Genomic DNA, 19008 nt, shown 5'->3' on the forward strand with positions numbered 1-19008 from the left:
CGCCCCCGTCGGTTTGTCGCGGTGCGTGTGCTGTGTGGTGTCTGCTCTGTGCTGTGTGCTCTGTGCCGCGTGGTGTGTCTGGTTCGTGGTCGCGGTGTGCCTGTTTCGTGCGCGGAACGGATGATGCGCCATCGGTCTTGCGAACCGCTTGCAAGCCGATCGCAAGTCGGCCGTCGGATTCTCGTCCCGACGGTGCGTCGTACGCCGGTCACGCAGGGGGGAATCGGCGTACGACGCCGTCTTGCCCGCTCTCCCCACCGGCCAGCGCGTGCAGGGACCGCCGGGCACGCGCGTACTCGAGGCGGGCCGGGCCGTCGGCCAGCAGGGCGAGCGCCTCGCGGAGTTCGGGTCCGCCGTCCGGCCCGCGTGCCTCGCCGCACAGCCGCAGCACCCGGCCGACGGTGCCGGGCGCGCCCCACCGGCGGGCCAGCGACAGCTGCTCCCGCGCCAGCCGTTCGGCCCGGCCCCGCTCCCCCAGCCCGGTCAGCGCCCGTACCCGCAGCAGATCCCCGTCCCACCACACCGGGTTCACCACGTCCGGCTGAAGATGCCGTACGCCGTCCAGCGCGGCCAGCGCCGGTGCGTACCGGCCTTCGGCGATCAGCACCCGCGCCTCGCTCTCCCCACGCAACCGCGCCCCCTCGGCGCCCTTGGCGCTCGCCCTCATCCGTTCCAGGCAGGCACGCGCGCCGGCGATGTCCCCGAGGTCCAGCAGCACCCCGGTCAGGAACGCGCGGCACTGCGGCGCACCGGGCGTGACCCCCCACGCGCCGAACTGTTCGAGCGCGGTCCCTAGTGACCGGCGGGCCTGGTGCAGCTCGCCGTGCCGCCACTGCGTGAACCCGTTCCACAGGTGCGCCGAGAGCGTCCCGACCAGCGACCCCCGCTGCCCGGCGTAGGTCAGCGTCTCGTCCCACAGCAGCCTGACGTCCTCGTCGGCCAGGTGCAGGACGACGCCCGCCGTGCACCACGAGAGCACCCTCCCGCCGCGCAGCAGCACTCGGTCCGTGAGCGCGAACCGGGCCGCGGCGACGGCTGCCGCGCGGTCCAGCCCCCACGCGGTGGCGTCCCTCGCCGCCTCGGCGGCGAGCATGCGGGCGCCGGGCCCGTCCCCGACGGGAGGCGGCACCGGGACGTCCGTGCCGCCGGTGCCCACGGTGTACAGCCCGTGCGTGAAGGCACCGAGCCGCGCCAGGGCCACGAGCCCCTGCCGCTCGTCGTCCGTACCGTCGGCCGGGCCGTCGTCCGTACCGTCGACCCCGCCGTCGACAGCACCTTCCGTGGCGGTCCGCCCGGTGGGCAGCTCCGTCGCCGCCCGGGCCGCGAACTCGGCCGCCTCGCCGGGCCTGCCGGTGTAGATCAGGGTCTGTGCGAGCAGGCACGCGGCGTCGGCGCGCGGGGGCGACGACGTCTCGTACGCCTCCCGCAGGTGCCGGGCGGCCGCGGGCCCGTCGACGAGTGCCTCGGCCCGCCCCAGTTCGAGGAGCACCTCGGGGCGGACGTCCCGCGCGGGCGGCTCCAGCAGCGCGCGGGTCAGCAGGGTGGCGGCCGCGTCGTGCGCGCCGCGGGCGGTCGCGCGGGCCGCGGCGGCGCGCAGGACGCCGACCGCCCAGGGGTCGCCCCGGTAGGGGACCAGGAGCAGATGCGCGGCGGTCCGCTCCTCGGCCGCACCGGCACGGTCGAGGAGCCTGGCCGCCCTCTCGTGCAGGGCCGGACGCTCGGCCGGCGACACCGTCCGCAGGACGGCCTCGCCGGCCAGGGGATGGACGAAGGCCAGCGGGTACTGGTCACGGACCACTTCCGCCCGTACCAGGGCCGCCGTCGCCATGGCCACGTCCTGCTCGGACAGGTCCGTGAAGGCGGCGACCGCCGGCAGCGAGGCCCCGCCGTCACCGCTGGCGCCGTCACCGCCGCCGCCGCCCACGCTGCCGCCGTCGAGTACCGCGACCGCCCGTACGACGGCCATGGCGGCGGACGGCAGCCCGTCCACCGCGGTGAGGACGAGGTCGGAGACGGCACGGACGCCGGACTCCGCCACGGTGCGCGGGTCCGCCCCCGGCCCCACCGGCTCCAGGGCCCCGAGCACGTGGGTCAGCAGCAGCGGCAGACCGGCCGAGACCCGTTGGCAGGCACGTACGACCTCCTCGTCCACCGTGCCGCCGAGCAGCCGGCGTACCAGCCGGGCGACGCCCGCCGCGCTCAGCGGCTCGGGCCGGATGTGCACCACCGTCGGGTCCTGCGCGAGGTCGGCCAGCACCTGCTCGCTCTCGCTCCGGTCCGGGGGTTCCCCGGCGCGCAGCGCGGTGACGACGAGGATCGGCAGGTTCTGGACACGCGGCAGCAGATGGGCCAGGAACCGCAGGGACGCCGTGTCGCACGCCTGGAGGTCGTCCACGAGGAGGAGCAGCGGCCGCCGTGCCGGGGGGCCGTCGGTGACCAGGCGCTCGACGATCCGGTAGAGCCCGTGCAGGACGTCGAAACCGTCGGCCCCGTCGGCGGTCCGCCCGCCCACAACCGGCGTGACCGTGGCCGACAGCGTGCCGTCGTGCCCGGCGGCCACCTCGTCGAGCAACCGGCGCACGACGTCGTGGGGATCACGCGAACGGGTATCCGGGGAGGCCTCCGCACCCGTGCGGACCCCCGCACCCCCACCGACGTCCAGCACCCGTACGCCCCACTCCCTGCCCAGCCGCCCCGCCTCCGCCAGCAGTGCGCTCCGGCCGATCCCTGCCGGGCCGCGCACGCACACCAGCCCGCCGCGGCCCGCGATCGCGTCCGCCAGGCAGTGCCGCAGCTCGGCCAACTCCTTTTCCCGCTCAATGAGTTGATCGGACGTACAGGCATTCCCCGACGCGGGTGCGGGCACGGGCTGCGCGGACGGCAGGGCGGCGGCGGGACGCGGCGCGTGGGACAGGATCTCGGCCTCGACGCCGCGCAGCGCGGGGCCGGGGTCGATGCCCAGCCGGTCGGCGAGGGTGCGGCGGGCGCGGCGGAGCACGGCGAGGGCGTCGGCCTGACCGTGGGCGCGATGGTGGGCGAGGGCCAGCAGGGACCAGCGTTCCTCGCGCAGGGGCTGTCCGGCGACCAGGTCCTCGGCCTCGGCGAGCAGCGCCTCGGTGTGCTCCCCGCACTCCAGGCGGGCGGCCAGTAACTGTTCCCGTACCACCTCACGCAGTTCTTCCAGGCGCACCGCCTCCGCCCGTGCCCACGGCCCGTCCGCGAACCCGGCGAAGGCCGGGCCCCGCCAGAGCGCGAGCGCCTCGGTGAGCAGGGCCGTCCGCCGCGCCGGCGCCTGGGCCTGCCCGGCCTGTCTGAGCAGCGCTTCGAACCGCCAGGCGTCGACCTGGTCCGCGGCGAGACGGATCGCGTAACCGGCGCCTTCCCAGACGATGACACCGCTGCGGTTGCCGGCCGGCCGGGCCGGTTCCAGTTCCCTGCGCAGCCGCGAGACGTACGCCTGCAGGGCGCCGACCGCGCTCGGCGGCGGTCCCTCGCCCCACACCGCGTCGATCAGCCGGTCGCCGGTGACCACGGCGCCCCGTGCCAGCACCAGCAGCGCGAGGACCGCGCGTGGCCGGGGCCCGCCGAGGCTCAGGGCCCGCCCGTCGTGGGTCACGGTCAGTCCACCGAGGACACCGACCCGGAGCCCGGCGGCCCCGCGGGGCTCGGGTCCCGGGGCGCTCGGTCTCGGCCCCTCTCCGTCGTCGGCGTGTTCCATACGTCCCCACTCGCTGTCGGCCGTACGACCGATTGGACCATGTCGGGAAGCCGATGGACATGCCCTGTTCGTATCGGTATGGCCGTGAGTCCGCGACGCGGGAAGCACAGAGGCGCCCGGAGACATCACGTCTCCGGGCGCCTTGCGAGGGCCGAACCGAACCCGGCCCCTACGAAAGGATCTTGTAGCCGCTCCAGCCGCTCGCGATCTTCACCCGCGCGCCGAACGAGCCCTTTCCGTCGCCGTTGTTGCGCCACAGGTTGCCGCTGGTGTCGCGGGAGACCAGGTCCGGCCTGCCGTCGTCCGTGATGTCACCGACCCCGACGACCGCGTTGTACGAGCCGCCCCAGTTCGACAGCACCTTGACGCGGGCCGCGAACGTGCCGTCGCCCTTGCCGTTGTAGCGGTAGACGTTGTTGGAGGTGTCCTGGGCCAGGAGGTCGGGCTTGCCGTCGCCGGTGATGTCACCGACCCCGACGATCTTCTTGTAGCCCTTCCAGTTGTCGTAGAGCTTGACGCGGGCGGAGAGCTTGCCGGTGCTCGTCCCCTTGTAGAGGTAGACCGCTCCGGTGGACGCGTTCCGCGCGATCAGGTCCGGGCGTCCGTCACCGCTCGCGTCGCCGGGCGAGGTGAGTGCGTTGTACTGCGTCCAGCCGCTGGTCGAGAGGGTCGTGTACGACGTCGACGGCTTGACCGGCTTCCCGCAGCCCGGCTTGTACAGCCGCAGCGCGCCGCTGCTGTAGCGGACGAGGACGTCGTTGCAGCGGTCGCCGCTGAGGTCGCCGAAGGGGATCGCCGTGACGGTCGTGGGCCAGCCGGTGCCGGTGTACTTGTCGCCGAACTTGCCCGTCCCGGTGCCGCTGTGGAAGGTCAGCCCGCCCGAGGAGTTCAGGGTGAGCAGGTCGCCGCGGCCGTCCGGGCCGTCCGGGCTGACGAAGTCGCGGCGCACCGCGGCTCCGCGCTGCAGGAAGCCGTCGCCGCTGGTCACCGTGTCCGGCGTGGCGGTGCCGAGGCCGGTCGCCCTCAGGGTCCAGGTGTAGCGACCGTTGGGGAAGTAACTGCCGCCCGCCGTCCTGCCGTTCCAGGTCGCCGACACCCGGGCCGCGGTCGCGCCGCCGGTGAGCGTGCGGGTGGCCTTGCCGTTCGCGCCGCTCTGGACCGAGGTGAGGGTGAGCGACCAGGAGGTGACCGGGCGGGACAGCACCCAGGCACCCTCGAAGGGCGTCCCCGGGTCCACATAGCCGCCGGCCGACGTCTCGAAGGCCGTCACGGCGGACGGGGCGATGCCCGTGGTGGTGACGTGGGTGCGCTCGTAGTCGTCGAACCAGGCGACCAGGCCGGTGTACTCGTCGACCGTCCAGCGGTAACGGCGGTCCACGGTCAGGCCCTTGTCGGCCAGGCCGGAGGCGATCGTGCGGGTGGTGCCGGTGGCCGCCTCGGTGCGGACGAGCGTGTCCGCGCCGTGGTCGTGTCGGACGGTGAAGCCGTCACCGAGCAGCACGTCGCCGGGGGTGACCGCCGTCGCCGTACCGGCCCTGGTGTCGTACACGCCCGCCGAGTCCGCCCCGCAGGCCCAGTACACCCAGCGGCCCGCCGCCTGGAGTTCGCTCGGCACGCAGGCCAGGCCCGGGACGGTCACCGTGGTGAGCGTCTTCGCCAGCGGGATGCTGTACGAGGTGAGCTTACCGGCGGTGCTGGTGGCGCTCCACAGGGTGGAGCCGTTCAGGGCGGCGGCGCGCACGGACCGCTTCAGTTTCTGGCCCTGGCCGAACTCGCCGACGTACTGGGCCGGGTTGGTGCCGCCGGAGTCGAAGACGGCGTAGTTGTCGGAGACGTCGACGATGTGGCCGCCCTGGCCGCCGAAGTCCAGGTCGTGGCCGCCGATCTCCACCAGCCGGTCGTCGCCGATGCTCTCGCCCTCGTCGGTGCCGCCGTTCGCGTCGAGGAAGACGTCCTGGGCGTCGAGGTTCCCCCACAGCGCCGAGCACGTGGTGCCCTCGTACGGGCAGAGGGCCTCGTAGACCGAGCGGCTCGCCGTGGCCTCGGACGCCGTCAGGGTGGCGGAGCCGTCGGTGGTGAGGGTGCGCACGGACGTGGTGTCCGCGGTGGCGTCCGGGTCGTCCTCGGCGACCCGCAGGCTGCCGCGGCTGAGCGCGATGCCCGTCTTGGCGTTCTCCACCGCCGGACTCTGCTGGACCTTCGCCAGTTCGAGCGTCCCGTCCTCGGCCTGGCTCACCCGGCGCACCCACCAGTCGGTGGCGTCGGTGCCGCCGGTGACCAGGGCGGTGCCGTCCCCCGCGGCGAGCGTGTACGCGCCGGCGCTCGCCAGCAGGGTCTGCTGCACCGAGGGGTCGTCCACATCGACCGCGAGCAGTTGGGAGCCGAGCGCGCTGGAGGACAGCGGCAGCAGCAGCCAGTCGCCGACCAGGACCGGGTCGCCGTCGAGGGTGCCCGGGTGCGCGGGCAGGGTGACGACCTGGTCGGCGGCGGTGAGGTCGGAGCGGGACTTCAGGTGCAGGGTGAAGGTGCTGGTGTCGTACCAGCCGACACGGTCACCGCTCATCACATAGTGGTCGGCGTCGGCGGCGTCCGTGAAGGCGACGGCGTTCACGGCCGACCCGATGTCGATGTAGTCGACGGTCCCGCTCCGCTCCCACAGCACACCGTCGGAGTCCGCGGCGACGACTTCGTCGTCCTGGATGTTCGTCCACTCACCGGTCATCTTGCGGGTGCGCCACGCGTCGTCGACCTTGTCGATCAGGGAGTAGCCGGTGACGACCGTGTCGCCGGCCAGGCCCCGGTAGTAGCCGTGGCTGGAACTCGCCCAGCTCACGCTCCTGGACGTGGCCGTGGCCGGGTCCCAGAGGGTGACGGACGAGGTGGTCAGGGCCGTCGGCAGGGCGACCAGGTCGCTGTCCGACCCGTACCAGGCCGTACGGCACTCGGAACCGAGGCTGGTGCAGCCCGTGTGCGGGGTGTAGACGCCGGCGGCGTTCTCGACGGTCACCGTCCGGCCGGTCGTGTAGTCGGTCCACAGCAGTCCGGTCCTGCCGGTCTGCCGGTGCAGGAAGCCGGTGTCGCCCGCGACGTACGGGCGGTCGGTGCGTGGTGTGGTCGAGCTGGGGTCGACCAGTGTGATCGCCGTGGTGTCGGTCTCGGCCGCTTCCGCGGAGCCGCCGCCCTCCGACAGGACGGCGACGGACGCGGCCACGACGGCGACCGCGAGCGAGGAGACGGCAGCGGCCAGACCGCCCCGTCTCAGGGCGTGTCTGCCCACGTGAAGTTCCCTCCCCTGCGAGGGCCCCCGCCCTCGCACAAGTGGCCGGATCTTACCTGATTCTTACCGAGGGGCGATGGCGGCAAGGGACCGCCCGACACGACGGAGTCCCGCCGTGGCTCCCGAAGCTCTCGAAGCACGGGAATCGGCGCATGCCGTCAGCGCGTCTCCCACAGCCTCACCGTCGTGTCGGCGCCGCAGCCGGCGAGCAGCCGTCCGTCCGGGCTGAACGCCAGACCCTGCACGGCCTTGCGATGGCCGGTGAGGTGGACGGTCGCGGTCAGGTGCGTGGGGTCGGTGACGTCCCACAGGGTCACGATCGCGTTCTCGCATCCGGAGGCGAGCAAACGGCCGTCCGGGCTGAACGCCACCGCATACATCTGCCCCGTGTCCCCGGGCATGGTGCCCCCGAGGCCGGCCAGGGGAAGGGTGCCGGTGTCCGTCCGCACGGGATGCGCCGGGTCGGTGACGTCCCACACCATGACGGCTCCATGCCGCCACGACCCGTAGGTGCCGGAGACGACGCCGAGATCCCCGCTGGCGGTGGCCAGCAGCCGCCCGTCCGGGCTGAAGCCCACCGAATGAACGCCGGGCGCCCCGCCCGCGGTCAGCGACTTGAACCAGTCGCGGGCCTGTGGTCGGACGACGGCGGTGCGGACCGGATGCGTCGGATCGCCGACGTCCCACAGGACCGCGGTGTCCTTGTCGCCGTCGGAGCCCGTGGCCAGTAACCGTCCGTCCGGACTGAACATCACCGTCCTGACGGGACCCGACCGCCAGGCATGCCGATGGTGGGTGACAGTGGTGCCCGGGCTCGGCCGTGCCGGGTCGGTGATGTCCCAGACGACCACTCTGCGGTCGCTGGCGCAGGCGATGAACCGTCCGTCCGGACTGAAACCCACCGCGTGGACGCCGCCTTGCCGCCAGCCGTCGCGGGACAACCAGCCGGGGCGTTCATGGACCAGGGGTACCGGCCGGGTCGGGTTCGCCCGGTCCGTGACGTCCCAGAGGAGCACGCTCCAGTCGGTGCTTCCGGACGCCAGCAGCCGTCCGTCCGGGCTGAACGCCACCGCGTTGACCGCTCTGCGATGGCTGGTGAGTGCGGCGGCCCGGATCGGGTGGGACACGTCCGTGACATCCCAGAGGACCACGGTCCTGTCGCTGCTTCCGGACGCCAGCAGCCGTCCGTCCGGGCTGAACGCCACCGCGTTCACCGCTCTGCCGTGCCCGCTGAGGGTGGCGGCCGCCCCCCGCGACGGAGGCGGTGACGGCCGTCCCAGGAATGCCATGGTGCAGTCTCGCGCGATCCGGAATCCCGGGGAAGGCGGACGACCGACTTCCGCTGTCCGGCGAGCGGCCGACGGGACCCGGACGCGCGCGCTCGGCCCGGGAAGCGACGGCATCCGTGAAGGACTGGGGTGTCACCACGGTTCGAGCGCGCCGGGAACCGGGTTGAGTGAGGCGCCGCAGGAACGACACCTCGTCACGCAGGAGGGCCGAGCCATGACCGCCGCCCCGATCCCCGTCTACTTCATCCACGGGCTGTGGCTGCACAGCGCCTCCTGGCAGCCGTGGACCGACCTGTTCCGTCAGGAGGGCTACGACCCGTCCGCCCCGGGCTGGCCGGGCGACCCCGACACGGTGGCCGATGCCCGGGCGAACCCGGAGAGCATCGCCGACCACGGCATCGACGACGTCGTCGAGCACTACGCGGCGCTGATCGCCGAACTGCCCGCGCCGCCCGTCCTGATCGGACACTCGTTCGGCGGGATGATCGCGCAGAAGCTGCTCGGCCAGGACCGCGCCGCGGCGGCCGTCGCGATCGACGCCGCGCAGATCAAGGGCGTCCTGCCGGTGCCGCTGTCCGCGCTCAGGGCCACGCTCCCGGTGTTCAAGAACCCCGCGAACAAGCGCCGTGCGGTGTCCCTGACCTCGGAGCAGTTCCGGTTCGCCTTCGGCAACGCGATCTCCGAGGAGGAGTCCGCGGAGCTGTACGAACGCTGGACCATCCCCGCCCCGGGCAAGCCGCTCTACGAGGCGGCTTCGGCCAACTTCAACCCGCACTCCCCGGCGAAGGTCGCCACCGGGAACTCCGGGCGGGGCCCGCTGCTGCTGATATCGGGCGGCAAGGACCACACCGTTCCCGAGACCGTCACCCGCGCCACCCTCAAGCAGTACCGGCACTCCGACGCCGTCACCGACATCATCAACTTCCCCGACCGCGGGCACTCCCTGACCATCGACAGCGGCTGGCACGAGGTCGCCGAGACGGTCCTGGCCTGGCTGGGCCGGCAGAACCTGGGGGCGGCAGTATGACGTCCGACGCTTCCGGATCCGCGGTCTCCGGACCCGGCGGCTTCGGACCCGGCGGCTTCGATCCAGGTCTGGCGGGGCAGAGCGCCGTGGTCACCGGGGCCGGGCGCGGGATCGGCCTGGCGGTCGTCGAGGCCCTGCTCGGCGCCGGCGCCCGCGTCGTCGCCGGTTCGAGGAGTCGTACGGACGGCCTCGACGCCCTGGTCAAGGGCGGTGCCGAACTCACCGTCGTGGAGCTGGACCTGACCGAGCCGGACGCCCCGGCCGCGCTGGTCGCGGAGGCGGTCGCCGGGTACGGCGGTGTCGACGTGCTGGTGAACAACGTCGGCGCGGTGCGGCCACGGGTGGACGGCTTCCAGGCCGTTTCCGACGCCGACTGGGACTGGGCGTTCACGATCAACTTCATGACCGCGGTGCGGGCCACCCGGGCCGCGCTGCCGCACCTGATCGCGAGCGGCGACGGACGGATCGTCACCGTCTCCTCGGTCAACGCCCGCCTGCCCGATCCGCTGGTCATCGACTACAGCGCCGCCAAGGCGGCGCTGACGAACTTCTGCAAGGCCCTGTCCAAGCAGGTCGGTCCCCAGGGCGTCCGCGTCAACACGGTGAGTCCCGGGCCGGTCGAGACCGCGCTGTGGCGGGGTGCGGGCGGCGTCGCCGACACCGTCGGCCGGTCGCTGGGCGTCGATCCGGGCGAGGTGGCGCGCAACGCGGCCGGGGCGGCGGTCACCGGCCGGTTCAGCACCCCTGCCGAGGTCGCCGGCCTCGTGCTCCACCTGGCGAGCCGGCGCTCGGGGAACACCACCGGCGCGGACTTCGTGATCGACGGAGGCATGACCGACGCCCTCTGACACGCGCCCTCCGGCGCATGCCTTCCGACCCGTGCCCTCCGACGAACCTCCGGCTCGGTCTCGAACAGCGGTTCGTTGCATCCTGGTTTCCTCCTCGGATCGCCGGCCGCGGCGCAGTACCCTGATCTTCCAGGCAGCCCGAGCACGGGGGCCCGGGCGATGGGGGGATCGTGGAGCTCATCGGCCGGTCCGATCAGCTGGATCTGCTGCGCCGGCTGCTGGCCGAGCCGCGCGGCCACGGGAGCGCGGTGCTGTTCCGCGGAGCCCCCGGCATCGGGAAGACCGCGCTGCTCACCGAGACCGCCGCGCTCGCCGAGGGGCTCGGCTACCGGGTGCTGAGCACCAGCGGTGTCGAGGCCGAGAGCGACATCCCCTATGCCGGTCTGCAGCTCGTCCTGCGCCCGTTGGGCGCGGCGGCCGCCCAGCTCGCCGCGCCGCACCGGCAGGCCCTGGACACCGCTCTCGGGCACGCCGGGGCCGGTGTCCCCGACGTCTTCCTGGTGGGTCTGGCGGTGCTCAACCTCCTGGCCGACGCGGCCGCGGTCGCGCCGGTGCTGGTCCTCGCCGACGACGTCCAGTGGCTCGACGACGCCACGGCCGGCGTCCTCGCCTTCGTGGCCCGCAGGATCGGCACGGAGCCGGTGGTCATGGTGGGGGCCGCCCGCGACGGCTACCGGTCGCGGCTCAACCCCGACGAGCTCACCTCCGTGGTCCTGGATCCGCTCACGGACGGCCAGGCCACGGAGCTCCTGGCGGACCGCGCCCCGGACCTGCGTCCCACCGCGCACCGCCGGCTCCTGGCCGAGGCGGCCGGGAACCCCCTGGCCCTGACCGAACTGTCGCGCACCCTCGGCGCGTCCGCCGACCCGCACATCTCCCGGCTGCCCCTCACCGAGCGGCTCGAACGGGCCTTCACCGACCGCCTGGAGACCCTGCCCGACAGCACCCGCGGCCTGCTGCGGGTCGCGGCCCTCGACGACAGCCCGTCGCTCCCCGAGATCTACCGCGCGACCCGGGAGCTGACCGGTGCGACGGCCGGAGCCGCGGAACTCGAACCGGCCGTGCGCGCCCGGCTCGTCCAGGTCGTCGGCACCGAACTGCGGTTCGGGCATCCGCTGATGCGGTCGGCGATCCACCAGACCATGCCCACCGAGGTCCGGCACGCCGCGCACACCGCCCTCGCCGCCGTGCTCGACGCGGACCCGGACCGGCAGCTGCGGCACCGGGCCGCGGCGACCGACCGTCCGCAGGAGACGGTCGCCGCCGCGTTGGAGGACGCCGCGCACCGGGCCGCCCGCCGCGGCGGCATCGCGGCGGCCGTCACGGCCCTCGAACAGGCCGCCGCGCTCAGCGAGGACACCGACCGCCGGGCCGAACGGCTGCTGCGCGCGGCCGACTTCGCCGTCGAACTGGGCCGCCCCGAGACCGTGACCCGGCTGCTGGACCAGGCGCTCACCGGGCCGCTGTCGCGGCGGCAGCACGCCACGGTCGTCTGGCTGCGCGGCAGCTTCGACGAGGGACTGCGCAGCCACTCGTCCGGCGCCGTCTCCCTGACGGCACTCGCCGAGGAGATCGCCGCGGAGGACCAGGCGCTGGCGCTGCGGATCCTGTGGAGCGCCGCGCAGTTGTGCTTCTGGTCCGAACCGGGCGAGGAGGGCCGCCGCCGGGTCCTGCTGGCCGTGGAGCGGATGGGACTGGACGAACTCGATCCGTGGCGGCTGGCCGTCTGCGCCTACGCCGCGCCGGTCGACCGCGGCGGGTACGTCCTGGACCGGGCCCGGCACGTCACGCCGAAGGAGGGCGACGACGGCCGCGCCTACCGCATGCTCAGCACCGCCGCGCTCCTCGCCGGCGGCTTCGACCTGGCCCGGGTGTACTCGGCGGCCGGCGGCGCGCCGCTGCGCGCCCAGGGACGCCTCGGGCTGCTGGCCCGTACGGTCGGCGCGGACGCGTGGAGCGCCCTGGTGACCGGCGACCTCGGTGCGGCGATCGCCGCGACCGAGGAGTCACGGAGACTGGCGCGCGAGACCAGCCAGACCACGATGTACGGGCTGATGACCGCCACCGCGGCCAAGCTGGCCGCGCTGCGCGGCGAGGCGGACGCCGCCCTGCGGCTGGCCGAGGAGGCGGAGGAGATCGGGCTTCCGGTCGGGGCGCGTCCGGTGCTGGCCACCGCGACGACGGCACGCGGGCTGGCCGCGCTGGGCGCAGGACGTTTCGAGGAGGCCCTCGGACATCTCCGCCGGCTGCACGACCCGGCGGACCCCGCCTTCCAGGTCGCCCTGCGGCTGACCACCGTGGGCGACCTCGTCGACGCGGCGACGCACTGCGGGCGGGCGGACGCCGTGCTCCCGATCGTGGCGGAGCTGGAGGAGGTCGCCGCCGTGACCCCCGCCCCGGTGCTCCACGCCGACCTGCGGCTGGCCCGGGCCCTGCTGGCCGCCGACGAGGACGCCGACCCGCTCTTCACGGCCGCGCTGGGCGCCGACCTCAGCGCCTGGCCGCTGATCCGGGCCCGGACCCACCTGGCCTACGGCGAATGGCTGCGGCGCCGGCGTCGTAGCGTCGAGTCCCGCGACCACCTCCGGGCGGCCCGCGACATGTACGACGCGCTCGGCGCCATCCCCTGGGGGGAGAAGGCCCGCCGGGAGCTGCGTGCCGCGGGCGAGACCAGCCGCCGCCGGGCGCCGGACGCCCGTGACCGGCTGACCGCCCACGAGCTGCAGATCGTCCGGCTCGCCGCCGAGGGACTGACCAACCGTGAGATAGGCCAGCGGCTCTACCTGTCGCACCGCACCGTCAGCTCGCACCTCCACCGGATCTTCCCCAAGCTGGGCGTGGTCTCCCGCGCCGAGCTGCGGACGGTGGTCAGCACACTGCACTGACCACCGTCACATGACGCTCGCTGCCGCCCGGGCGGCGCTCCTAGCGTTCCCTGTGCGGGGTTGTCGACGAGTGGGGGGAGCGGTCCCATGGCCTGGAACGGCGGCCGGCCGGCGGCGCAGGCATCCGGGCGACCCACGGCCCTGGTCGGCCGGCACGCCGAACGGGAGGCGGTCGGACGGCTGCTCGACGCGGTGCGCGACGGCCTGAGCGGAGTCCTGGTCCTGACCGGGGAACCCGGCATCGGCAAGACCCGGCTGCTGGAGTACGCCGCGGACCGGGCCGCGGAACTGCGCGTGGTCCGGCTGACCGCGGTCGAGCAGGAGACCGGTCTCGGCTTCGGCGCGCTGCACCGGCTGCTCCGGCCGTTCCTGGACCGGGCGGCGCTGCTGCCCGAACCGCAGCGGGCCGCGCTGGACGCCGCCCTGGGCCTGGCGTCGGGGCTGCCCGCGGACCGCTACCTGGTCGGGCTCGCCACGCTGACCCTGCTGTCCGCGGCCGCCGCCGACGAGCCGCTGCTGTTCCTGGTGGACGACGGGCAGTGGCTGGACCGGGAGTCGGCCGAGGCGCTCGCGTTCGCCGCCCGCCGGCTGCACGCCGACTCCCTGGGCCTGATCGTCGCCGTCCGCGAAGGGCTCGGGGACAGAGGCCTGTTCGACGCGCTGAACACACAGCGCGTGTCCGGTCTGCCCGAGTCGGAGGCCAGGATCCTGCTCACCTCCGGCACCCGGCGGGTGGACCTGGCCGTGGCCGACCGGATCGTCGTGGGCACCGGCGGCAACCCGCTCGCCCTGCTGGAGCTGACCGACGCCCTGACCGCCGAACAGCTGACCGGTATCGCCCCGTTGCCCGATCCGCTGCCGGTGGGCCGGCTGCTGGAGGACCATTTCCAGCACCTCGTCCGGGCCCTGCCGCCGGCGACCCGCACCCTGTTGCTGCTGCTCGCGGCCGCCCCCTCGGACGACGCGGGGCTGATGTGGCGGGCCGCGGGAAGGCTGGGCCTGTCGGTCCGCGCCGTCGAACCGGCGGTCGCGGCGGGCGTCCTCGGCCGGGGCATGCCGACGGCCTTCCGGCATCCGCTGATCCGCTCGGCCGTGTACGCCGGCGCCGCACCCGGCGAGCGCCGCCGGGTGCACACGGCACTGGCCGCCGCCTGCGACGCCGTACGGGACGCCGACCGCCGCGCCTGGCACCGGGCCGAGGCCGCCGAGGGCGTGGCCGACGAGGTCGCCGACGACCTGGAGGCCGCCTCCGAGCGGGCCCGCGCCCGCGGCGGCTACTCCCAGCAGGCCCTGTTCCTGTCGCGCGCCGCCGACTTCACCGGCGACCCGGACAAGCGGGCCGAGCGGCTGCTGGACGCGGCGCAGGCCCACCTGATGTCGGGCGACGCGTCGGCGGCGGGGACCGCGCTGGACCTGGCGGGCGCCGACATCCGCGGCCCGGTGATGCGCACGCGCGAACTGCGGTTGCGGGCGAGCGTACAGATGTTCCAGGTCATCGTCGTCGCCGACGTCCCCGCGACGCTGATGGACGCCGTGACCAGGCTCGGCCCCCGGGACCCCGGGCTGACCTGGGAGTTGCTCTGCGAGGCGCTGCACGCCGCGCTGGTCGCCCACGACTGCACGCGCGGCACGACGTTGACCGAGGTCGCGGAGGCCGTCGTCGCCGCGCGGCCCACCCCGGACACCGCGGTGCACGGCCGTGACCTGGTGATGGAGGGGCTGGCCCGGCGCGTGGCCGAGGGCTACGAGCACGGCGCACCCCTGCTCCGTACCGCGCTGGAACGACTGCGGGGCGGCGCCCGGTTCGGGGACGCGAACAGCCCGTTCGCGCTGGCGCTCTCCATGGCCTGCGACGATCTGTGGGACGTCGGGGCCGAGCGCGAACTCACCGAGCGCCTGGCGGCGGCGGACCGCGAAGCCGGCGCCCTGTACGCGCTGAGCATCACGCTGCTCGTCGAGGCGTCCTGCGACCTCTGGGACGGACGGTTCACACAGGCGGAGGTCCGCTACGCCGAGTTCGACGACATCGCGGCCGACACCGGCTTCCCCGGCGGCGGAGACATCAACCGGCTCTACCTGTTCGCCCTGACCGGCCGGGAGCCCGAACTGCGGGCGGCGGTGCGGCGGACCGCGCAGCTGCGGGACATCGGCCTCGGCCTGCACCAGCTCCTGGCACAGCACGCGCTGACCCTGTTCGAGCTGGGGCAGGGCCACTACCGGCAGGCGCTGCAGCACGCGCGGGCGGTTTTCGACGACGACCCCCTCTCCTGCGGCAACCGCGCCCTCCCGCTGCTCGTCGAGGCCGCCGTGCGCGCCGGCGACCGGGCCGCCACCGCGGCGGCGCTGGCCCGGCTGGAGGAGCGCGCCCCGCTGGCCGGCACGCCCTGGGCCCTCGGCGCCCTGGCCCTCGGCCGGGCGCTCACGGCCGACGGCGACGAGGCCGAGAAGCTCTACCAGGAGTCGGTCGAGCTGCTGGGGCAGGTCCCGCTGGCTCTGGAACAGGCCAGGTCCCGGCTGCTGTTCGGCGAGTGGCTGCGCCGCCGCAAGCGGCGTTCCGACGCCCGGGCGCAGTTGCGGGCCGCGTACCGGAGCTTCGACGCGTTCGGTGCGGTGCCGTACGCCGAGCGGGCCCGGACCGAGCTGCTGGCCACCGGCGAGACGGCGCGCAGGCGGACCGAGGAGACCCGGTTCGATCTCACCCCGCGGGAATGGCAGGTGGCCGCCATGGCCGTCGCGGGGCTGACCAACGCGGAGATCGCGACGCGGTTGTTCGTCACCACCTCGACCGTCGAGTTCCACATGAACAAGGTGTTCCGCAAGCTCGGCGTCACCTCCCGCAGGCAGATACCCCGCACGATCGGCGCACCGGGGTCCGACCCCGGTGCGAGCCGCTGACGCGCGTGATGGTCTGGGCCTCCCCCGAAACAGGAGGAAGCCGAGATGGGCGGTGGCGGAGCGCAGTCGATGACCGACCACACGGGTGCCCGGCTGCGCCACGGCCGGCACACCGTGGACGGCGTGGACCTCCACTACGCGCTGGCAGGCTCGGGCGAACCGGTCGTGCTCCTGCACGGCGTCCCGAAGACGATGTTCTTCTGGCGCCACGTCGTCCCGCTGCTCACCCCGCACCACACGGTCGTCGCGCTCGACCTCCGCGGCTTCGGGGACTCCGCGCGACCGCCGTCCGGCTACGACACCCGGACCCTCGCCGCCGACGTCGCCGGGGTGATGACCGCGCTGGGCTTCGAGCGGTTCCGCGTGGTGGGCGAGGACTGGGGCGCCGCCGTCGCCTACGCCGTCGCGGCCTTCCACCGGCCGCGGGTGGTGCAACTCGTCTACCAGGAGACCAGGTTGCCCGGCCTGCCGGTACCGGACCTGGGCGCCCTGCCGCCGGACGACCCGCGAACCGGCTGGCACCGCACGCTGTTCGCCCTGCCGTACTACCCGGAGCTGCTCGTCGCGGGCCGTGAACGGGAGTTCTGGACGTACTTCATGCGCCGGATCATGGCGGTTCCCGGCGCCTACACCGATGCCGACGCCGACGAGTACACACGCGGCCTCGAACAACCCGGAGGCAACCGCGCCGTCTTCGAGCTCTACCGGGCCTCCGGGACCGACGCGGAGCAGAACCGGCCCCAGTTCGCCGACCCGCTGACCTGCCCGGTCCTGGCGGTCGGCGGCCGCGCCTACCTGGGCGCGGAACCCGGACACCAGATGGCGCAGGTCGCGAAGGACGTACGCAGCACGGTCGTCGAGAACGCCGGCCACAACATCCCCCTGGAGGCGCCGGACGAACTCGCCGCCGTCTACCTCGACTTCTTCGCCGGCCGGGAGTAGACGGCGGCCACGCCGGCGCCGACCGCCGTCGTGCGCCGGGGGCTAACCGCCGTTCTGCTCGACGCTCAGATGGATCGGCCCGCGCAGCACGGGGCTGCGCCGGTACGGGGGCGGGTCGGCGACCAGGGTGGGGTGGTCGAGTCGGCGCACCAGCTCGCCCAGCGCGATCTGGGCCTCCCGCCGGGCCAGCGGGCCGCCGAAGCACAGGTGGATGCCGCTGCCGAAACCGAGGTGCTGGTTGTCGCGCCGGTCGGGGTCGAAACGGTCCGGGTCGTGGAAGCGGTCCGGGTCGCGGCTGCCCGAGGCCAGCATCAGCATGACCTGCGAGCCCCTGGGGATGACGGTGTCGCCGACGGTGACGTCGCTGTACGCGGCCCGCCAGGGAATGATGTGCACCGGCGGCTCGTACCGCAGCAGTTCCTCGACCAGCGGCACCACCAGGTCCGGTTCGCCGCGCAGCCGTTCCAGGATCTGCGGGTGGCGCAGCAGCGTCAGCATGCCGTTGGTGATGAGGTTGACGGTGGTCTCGTGGCCGGCGATCAGCAGCAGGTTGGCGGTGCTGATGATCTCCTCGTCGGTCATCCGCCCGTCCGGCCCGTCGTCGTTGGCCAGCTGTGCCAGCAGGTCGTCGCCGGGGTGGCCGTGGCGCTGCTCCACCAGCCCGCCGAGGTACTCGCGCAGGTCCCTGCGGGCCCGCACGCCCTTTTCGAGCTTCTCCTTCGGGTCGGTCCTCGGGTCGTAGTCGATCGAGTTGATGAGGTCGTTCACCCACACCCGGAACCTCGGTTCGTCCTCGCGCGGCACACCGAGCAGGTGGCAGATCACCGACACCGGGAACGGGTAGGCGAGGTCGTCGACGATGTCGATCCGCTCCTTGCCCGCGCAGTCGTCGAGCAGACCGCCGACGGTGGCGGTCAGGTCGGGTTCCAGGGCGGTCACCAGCCCCGGGGTGTGCGGGGGGCCGAAGTGGCGCATCGCCATCCGCCGCAGGCGGTCGTGCTCGGGCGGGTCCATGTTGATGAACGCCGGCGTGCCCCCTGCCTCGGCCGAGGGCATCGGATGCGACAGGTTGCGGACGTCGGAACTCAGGTGCGGGTTGTGGAGGATGTCCGCGAGCTCGCGGTACGTGCTGATGACGTAACTGCCGTCCTCCTGCCGGGCCACCGGCGTCTTCCGCAGCTCGGCATAGAGCGGGTACGGGTCGGACCGGGAGGAGTAGTCGAGGATCCGGTGCAGCGTGTCGGGCATCTCGGTCGTGGTCATCTCGCTTGCCTTTCCCTCCTGCCGGTTACCGGTGGTGCTGGTGTGCGGCCGTGACGCGCCGTTCGCCCGGGTCGTGTCCGGTGACGACCACGGTGGCGCCCTGGGCGAGCAGCGTGGGGCCGGGGAAGTCGACGGGCACCGGCTTGGTGTCGACGGGCAGGTCGGGTGTGGGGCAGGGCGGCGGGAAGGGCGCGGCCGTCTCGATCAACCGCCGGTAGTGGTCCAGCCACTTCGCGTTGTTGAAGGTCACCGCCGCGGTGACCCGGCCCTGGTAGCCGTACGCGGCGACGAAGCGGTGGTCGGACACCGACCCCTGGGAGACGACCACCTCGTCGGCGAAGGTCGGCACGCCGACGGACTTGATGTTGACGCCGAACTGGATCGACCAGAACCGCGGGATGGACAGGTGGGGCCAGCGCTCCGCCTGGCCGTGGACCATGTTGTGGGCCGCGACCTCGGCCTGCTCCACGGCGTTGGCCCAGTGCTCCAGCGAGATGAGCCGGTACTCGTAGACCGGGTTCGGGCAGCGCGCCACGTCCCCGGCGACGAAGACGTCGTCGGTGATCAGGCCGTTGAGGTCCATGGCACGGCAGCCCGTGTCGCAGGCGACGCCCCAGACACCCGCGGCCAGTCCGGAGCCCTGCAGCCACTCGGTGTTGCGGATGCCGCCGAGCGCGACCACCGCCACGTCGGCGTCGATCGTGGAGCCGTCGTCGAAGTGGGCCCGGCGCAGCCGCCCCTGTGCGTCGCCCTCCAGCGAGGTGACCTTGACCCCGCACCGCAGGTCGACCCCGTGGGCGCGCTGCATGTCGGCCGCCACCTCGCCGATCATCGCGCCGAGCGCCCCGACCAGCGGGTACGGCG

Annotated in this window: 10 protein-coding genes; 5 read left to right on the forward strand and 5 right to left on the reverse strand. The window is 74.0% G+C overall.

Features of this window, described 5'->3' with window-relative positions; translation table 11 throughout:
* Positions 1–208: 208 nt before the first annotated feature.
* From ABZ887_RS47460 to ABZ887_RS47470, 3 genes are all read right to left on the reverse strand, one after another.
* Positions 209–3616, reverse strand: a complete 3408-nt coding sequence (locus tag ABZ887_RS47460; protein ID WP_361305269.1) for a BTAD domain-containing putative transcriptional regulator — start codon at positions 3614–3616, stop codon at positions 209–211.
* Between the two features lie 271 nt (positions 3617–3887).
* The gene (locus tag ABZ887_RS47465; RefSeq protein ID WP_361305271.1) at positions 3888–6995 is read right to left on the reverse strand and encodes an FG-GAP-like repeat-containing protein; all 3108 of its coding nucleotides are present in this window, start codon (positions 6993–6995) and stop codon (positions 3888–3890) included.
* 158 nt (positions 6996–7153) lie between these two features.
* Positions 7154–8284, reverse strand: coding sequence for a WD40 repeat domain-containing protein (locus ABZ887_RS47470; RefSeq protein WP_361305273.1), 1131 nt, complete (start codon positions 8282–8284; stop codon positions 7154–7156).
* Positions 8285–8498: 214 nt separating this feature from the next.
* On the opposite strand from ABZ887_RS47470, the gene ABZ887_RS47475 reads away from it, so the two are divergent.
* From ABZ887_RS47475 to ABZ887_RS47495, 5 genes are all read left to right on the forward strand, one after another.
* On the forward strand, positions 8499–9311 hold the full coding sequence (locus tag ABZ887_RS47475; protein ID WP_361305275.1) for an alpha/beta hydrolase: 813 nt from the start codon (positions 8499–8501) through the stop codon (positions 9309–9311).
* A complete protein-coding gene (locus ABZ887_RS47480; RefSeq protein WP_361305277.1) occupies positions 9308–10159 on the forward strand; it encodes an SDR family NAD(P)-dependent oxidoreductase in 852 nt (283 codons plus the stop codon). The genes ABZ887_RS47475 and ABZ887_RS47480 overlap by 4 nt, the downstream gene beginning before the upstream one ends.
* A 170-nt stretch (positions 10160–10329) precedes the next feature.
* Positions 10330–13044: an AAA family ATPase gene (locus tag ABZ887_RS47485; RefSeq protein ID WP_361305279.1), complete on the forward strand. Its 2715-nt coding sequence runs from the start codon at positions 10330–10332 to the stop codon at positions 13042–13044.
* Between the two features lie 87 nt (positions 13045–13131).
* Positions 13132–15939 (forward strand): AAA family ATPase, encoded by a 2808-nt coding sequence (locus ABZ887_RS47490; protein ID WP_361305280.1) that lies wholly within the window; start codon positions 13132–13134, stop codon positions 15937–15939.
* 69 nt (positions 15940–16008) lie between these two features.
* Positions 16009–16881, forward strand: coding sequence for an alpha/beta hydrolase (locus ABZ887_RS47495; RefSeq protein ID WP_361305282.1), 873 nt, complete (start codon positions 16009–16011; stop codon positions 16879–16881).
* Positions 16882–16923: 42 nt separating this feature from the next.
* Here the strand turns inward: ABZ887_RS47495 and ABZ887_RS47500 are convergent, their stop codons facing one another.
* Both ABZ887_RS47500 and ABZ887_RS47505 read right to left on the reverse strand, forming a co-directional pair.
* Positions 16924–18144: a cytochrome P450 gene (locus ABZ887_RS47500; RefSeq protein ID WP_361305284.1), complete on the reverse strand. Its 1221-nt coding sequence runs from the start codon at positions 18142–18144 to the stop codon at positions 16924–16926.
* 25 nt (positions 18145–18169) lie between these two features.
* The coding region (locus ABZ887_RS47505) for an FAD/NAD(P)-binding oxidoreductase (RefSeq protein ID WP_361305286.1) at positions 18170–19008 on the reverse strand (839 nt) is incomplete at its 5' end.

The organism is Streptomyces sp. NPDC047061 (genome assembly GCF_040643955.1).
In the GTDB taxonomy this organism is placed as follows: domain Bacteria; phylum Actinomycetota; class Actinomycetes; order Streptomycetales; family Streptomycetaceae; genus Streptomyces.

Bases quoted from the DNA above. Each gene is read 5' to 3' on its own strand.
- ABZ887_RS47470 (WP_361305273.1), bottom strand. From the start codon at position 8,284: ATGGCATTCCTGGGACGGCCGTCACCGCCTCCGTCGCGGGGGGCGGCC.
- ABZ887_RS47475 (WP_361305275.1), top strand. From the start codon at position 8,499: ATGACCGCCGCCCCGATCCCCGTCTACTTCATCCACGGGCTGTGGCTG.
- ABZ887_RS47480 (WP_361305277.1), top strand. From the start codon at position 9,308: ATGACGTCCGACGCTTCCGGATCCGCGGTCTCCGGACCCGGCGGCTTC.
- ABZ887_RS47490 (WP_361305280.1), top strand. From the start codon at position 13,132: ATGGCCTGGAACGGCGGCCGGCCGGCGGCGCAGGCATCCGGGCGACCC.
- ABZ887_RS47495 (WP_361305282.1), top strand. From the start codon at position 16,009: ATGACCGACCACACGGGTGCCCGGCTGCGCCACGGCCGGCACACCGTG.
- ABZ887_RS47500 (WP_361305284.1), bottom strand. From the start codon at position 18,144: ATGACCACGACCGAGATGCCCGACACGCTGCACCGGATCCTCGACTAC.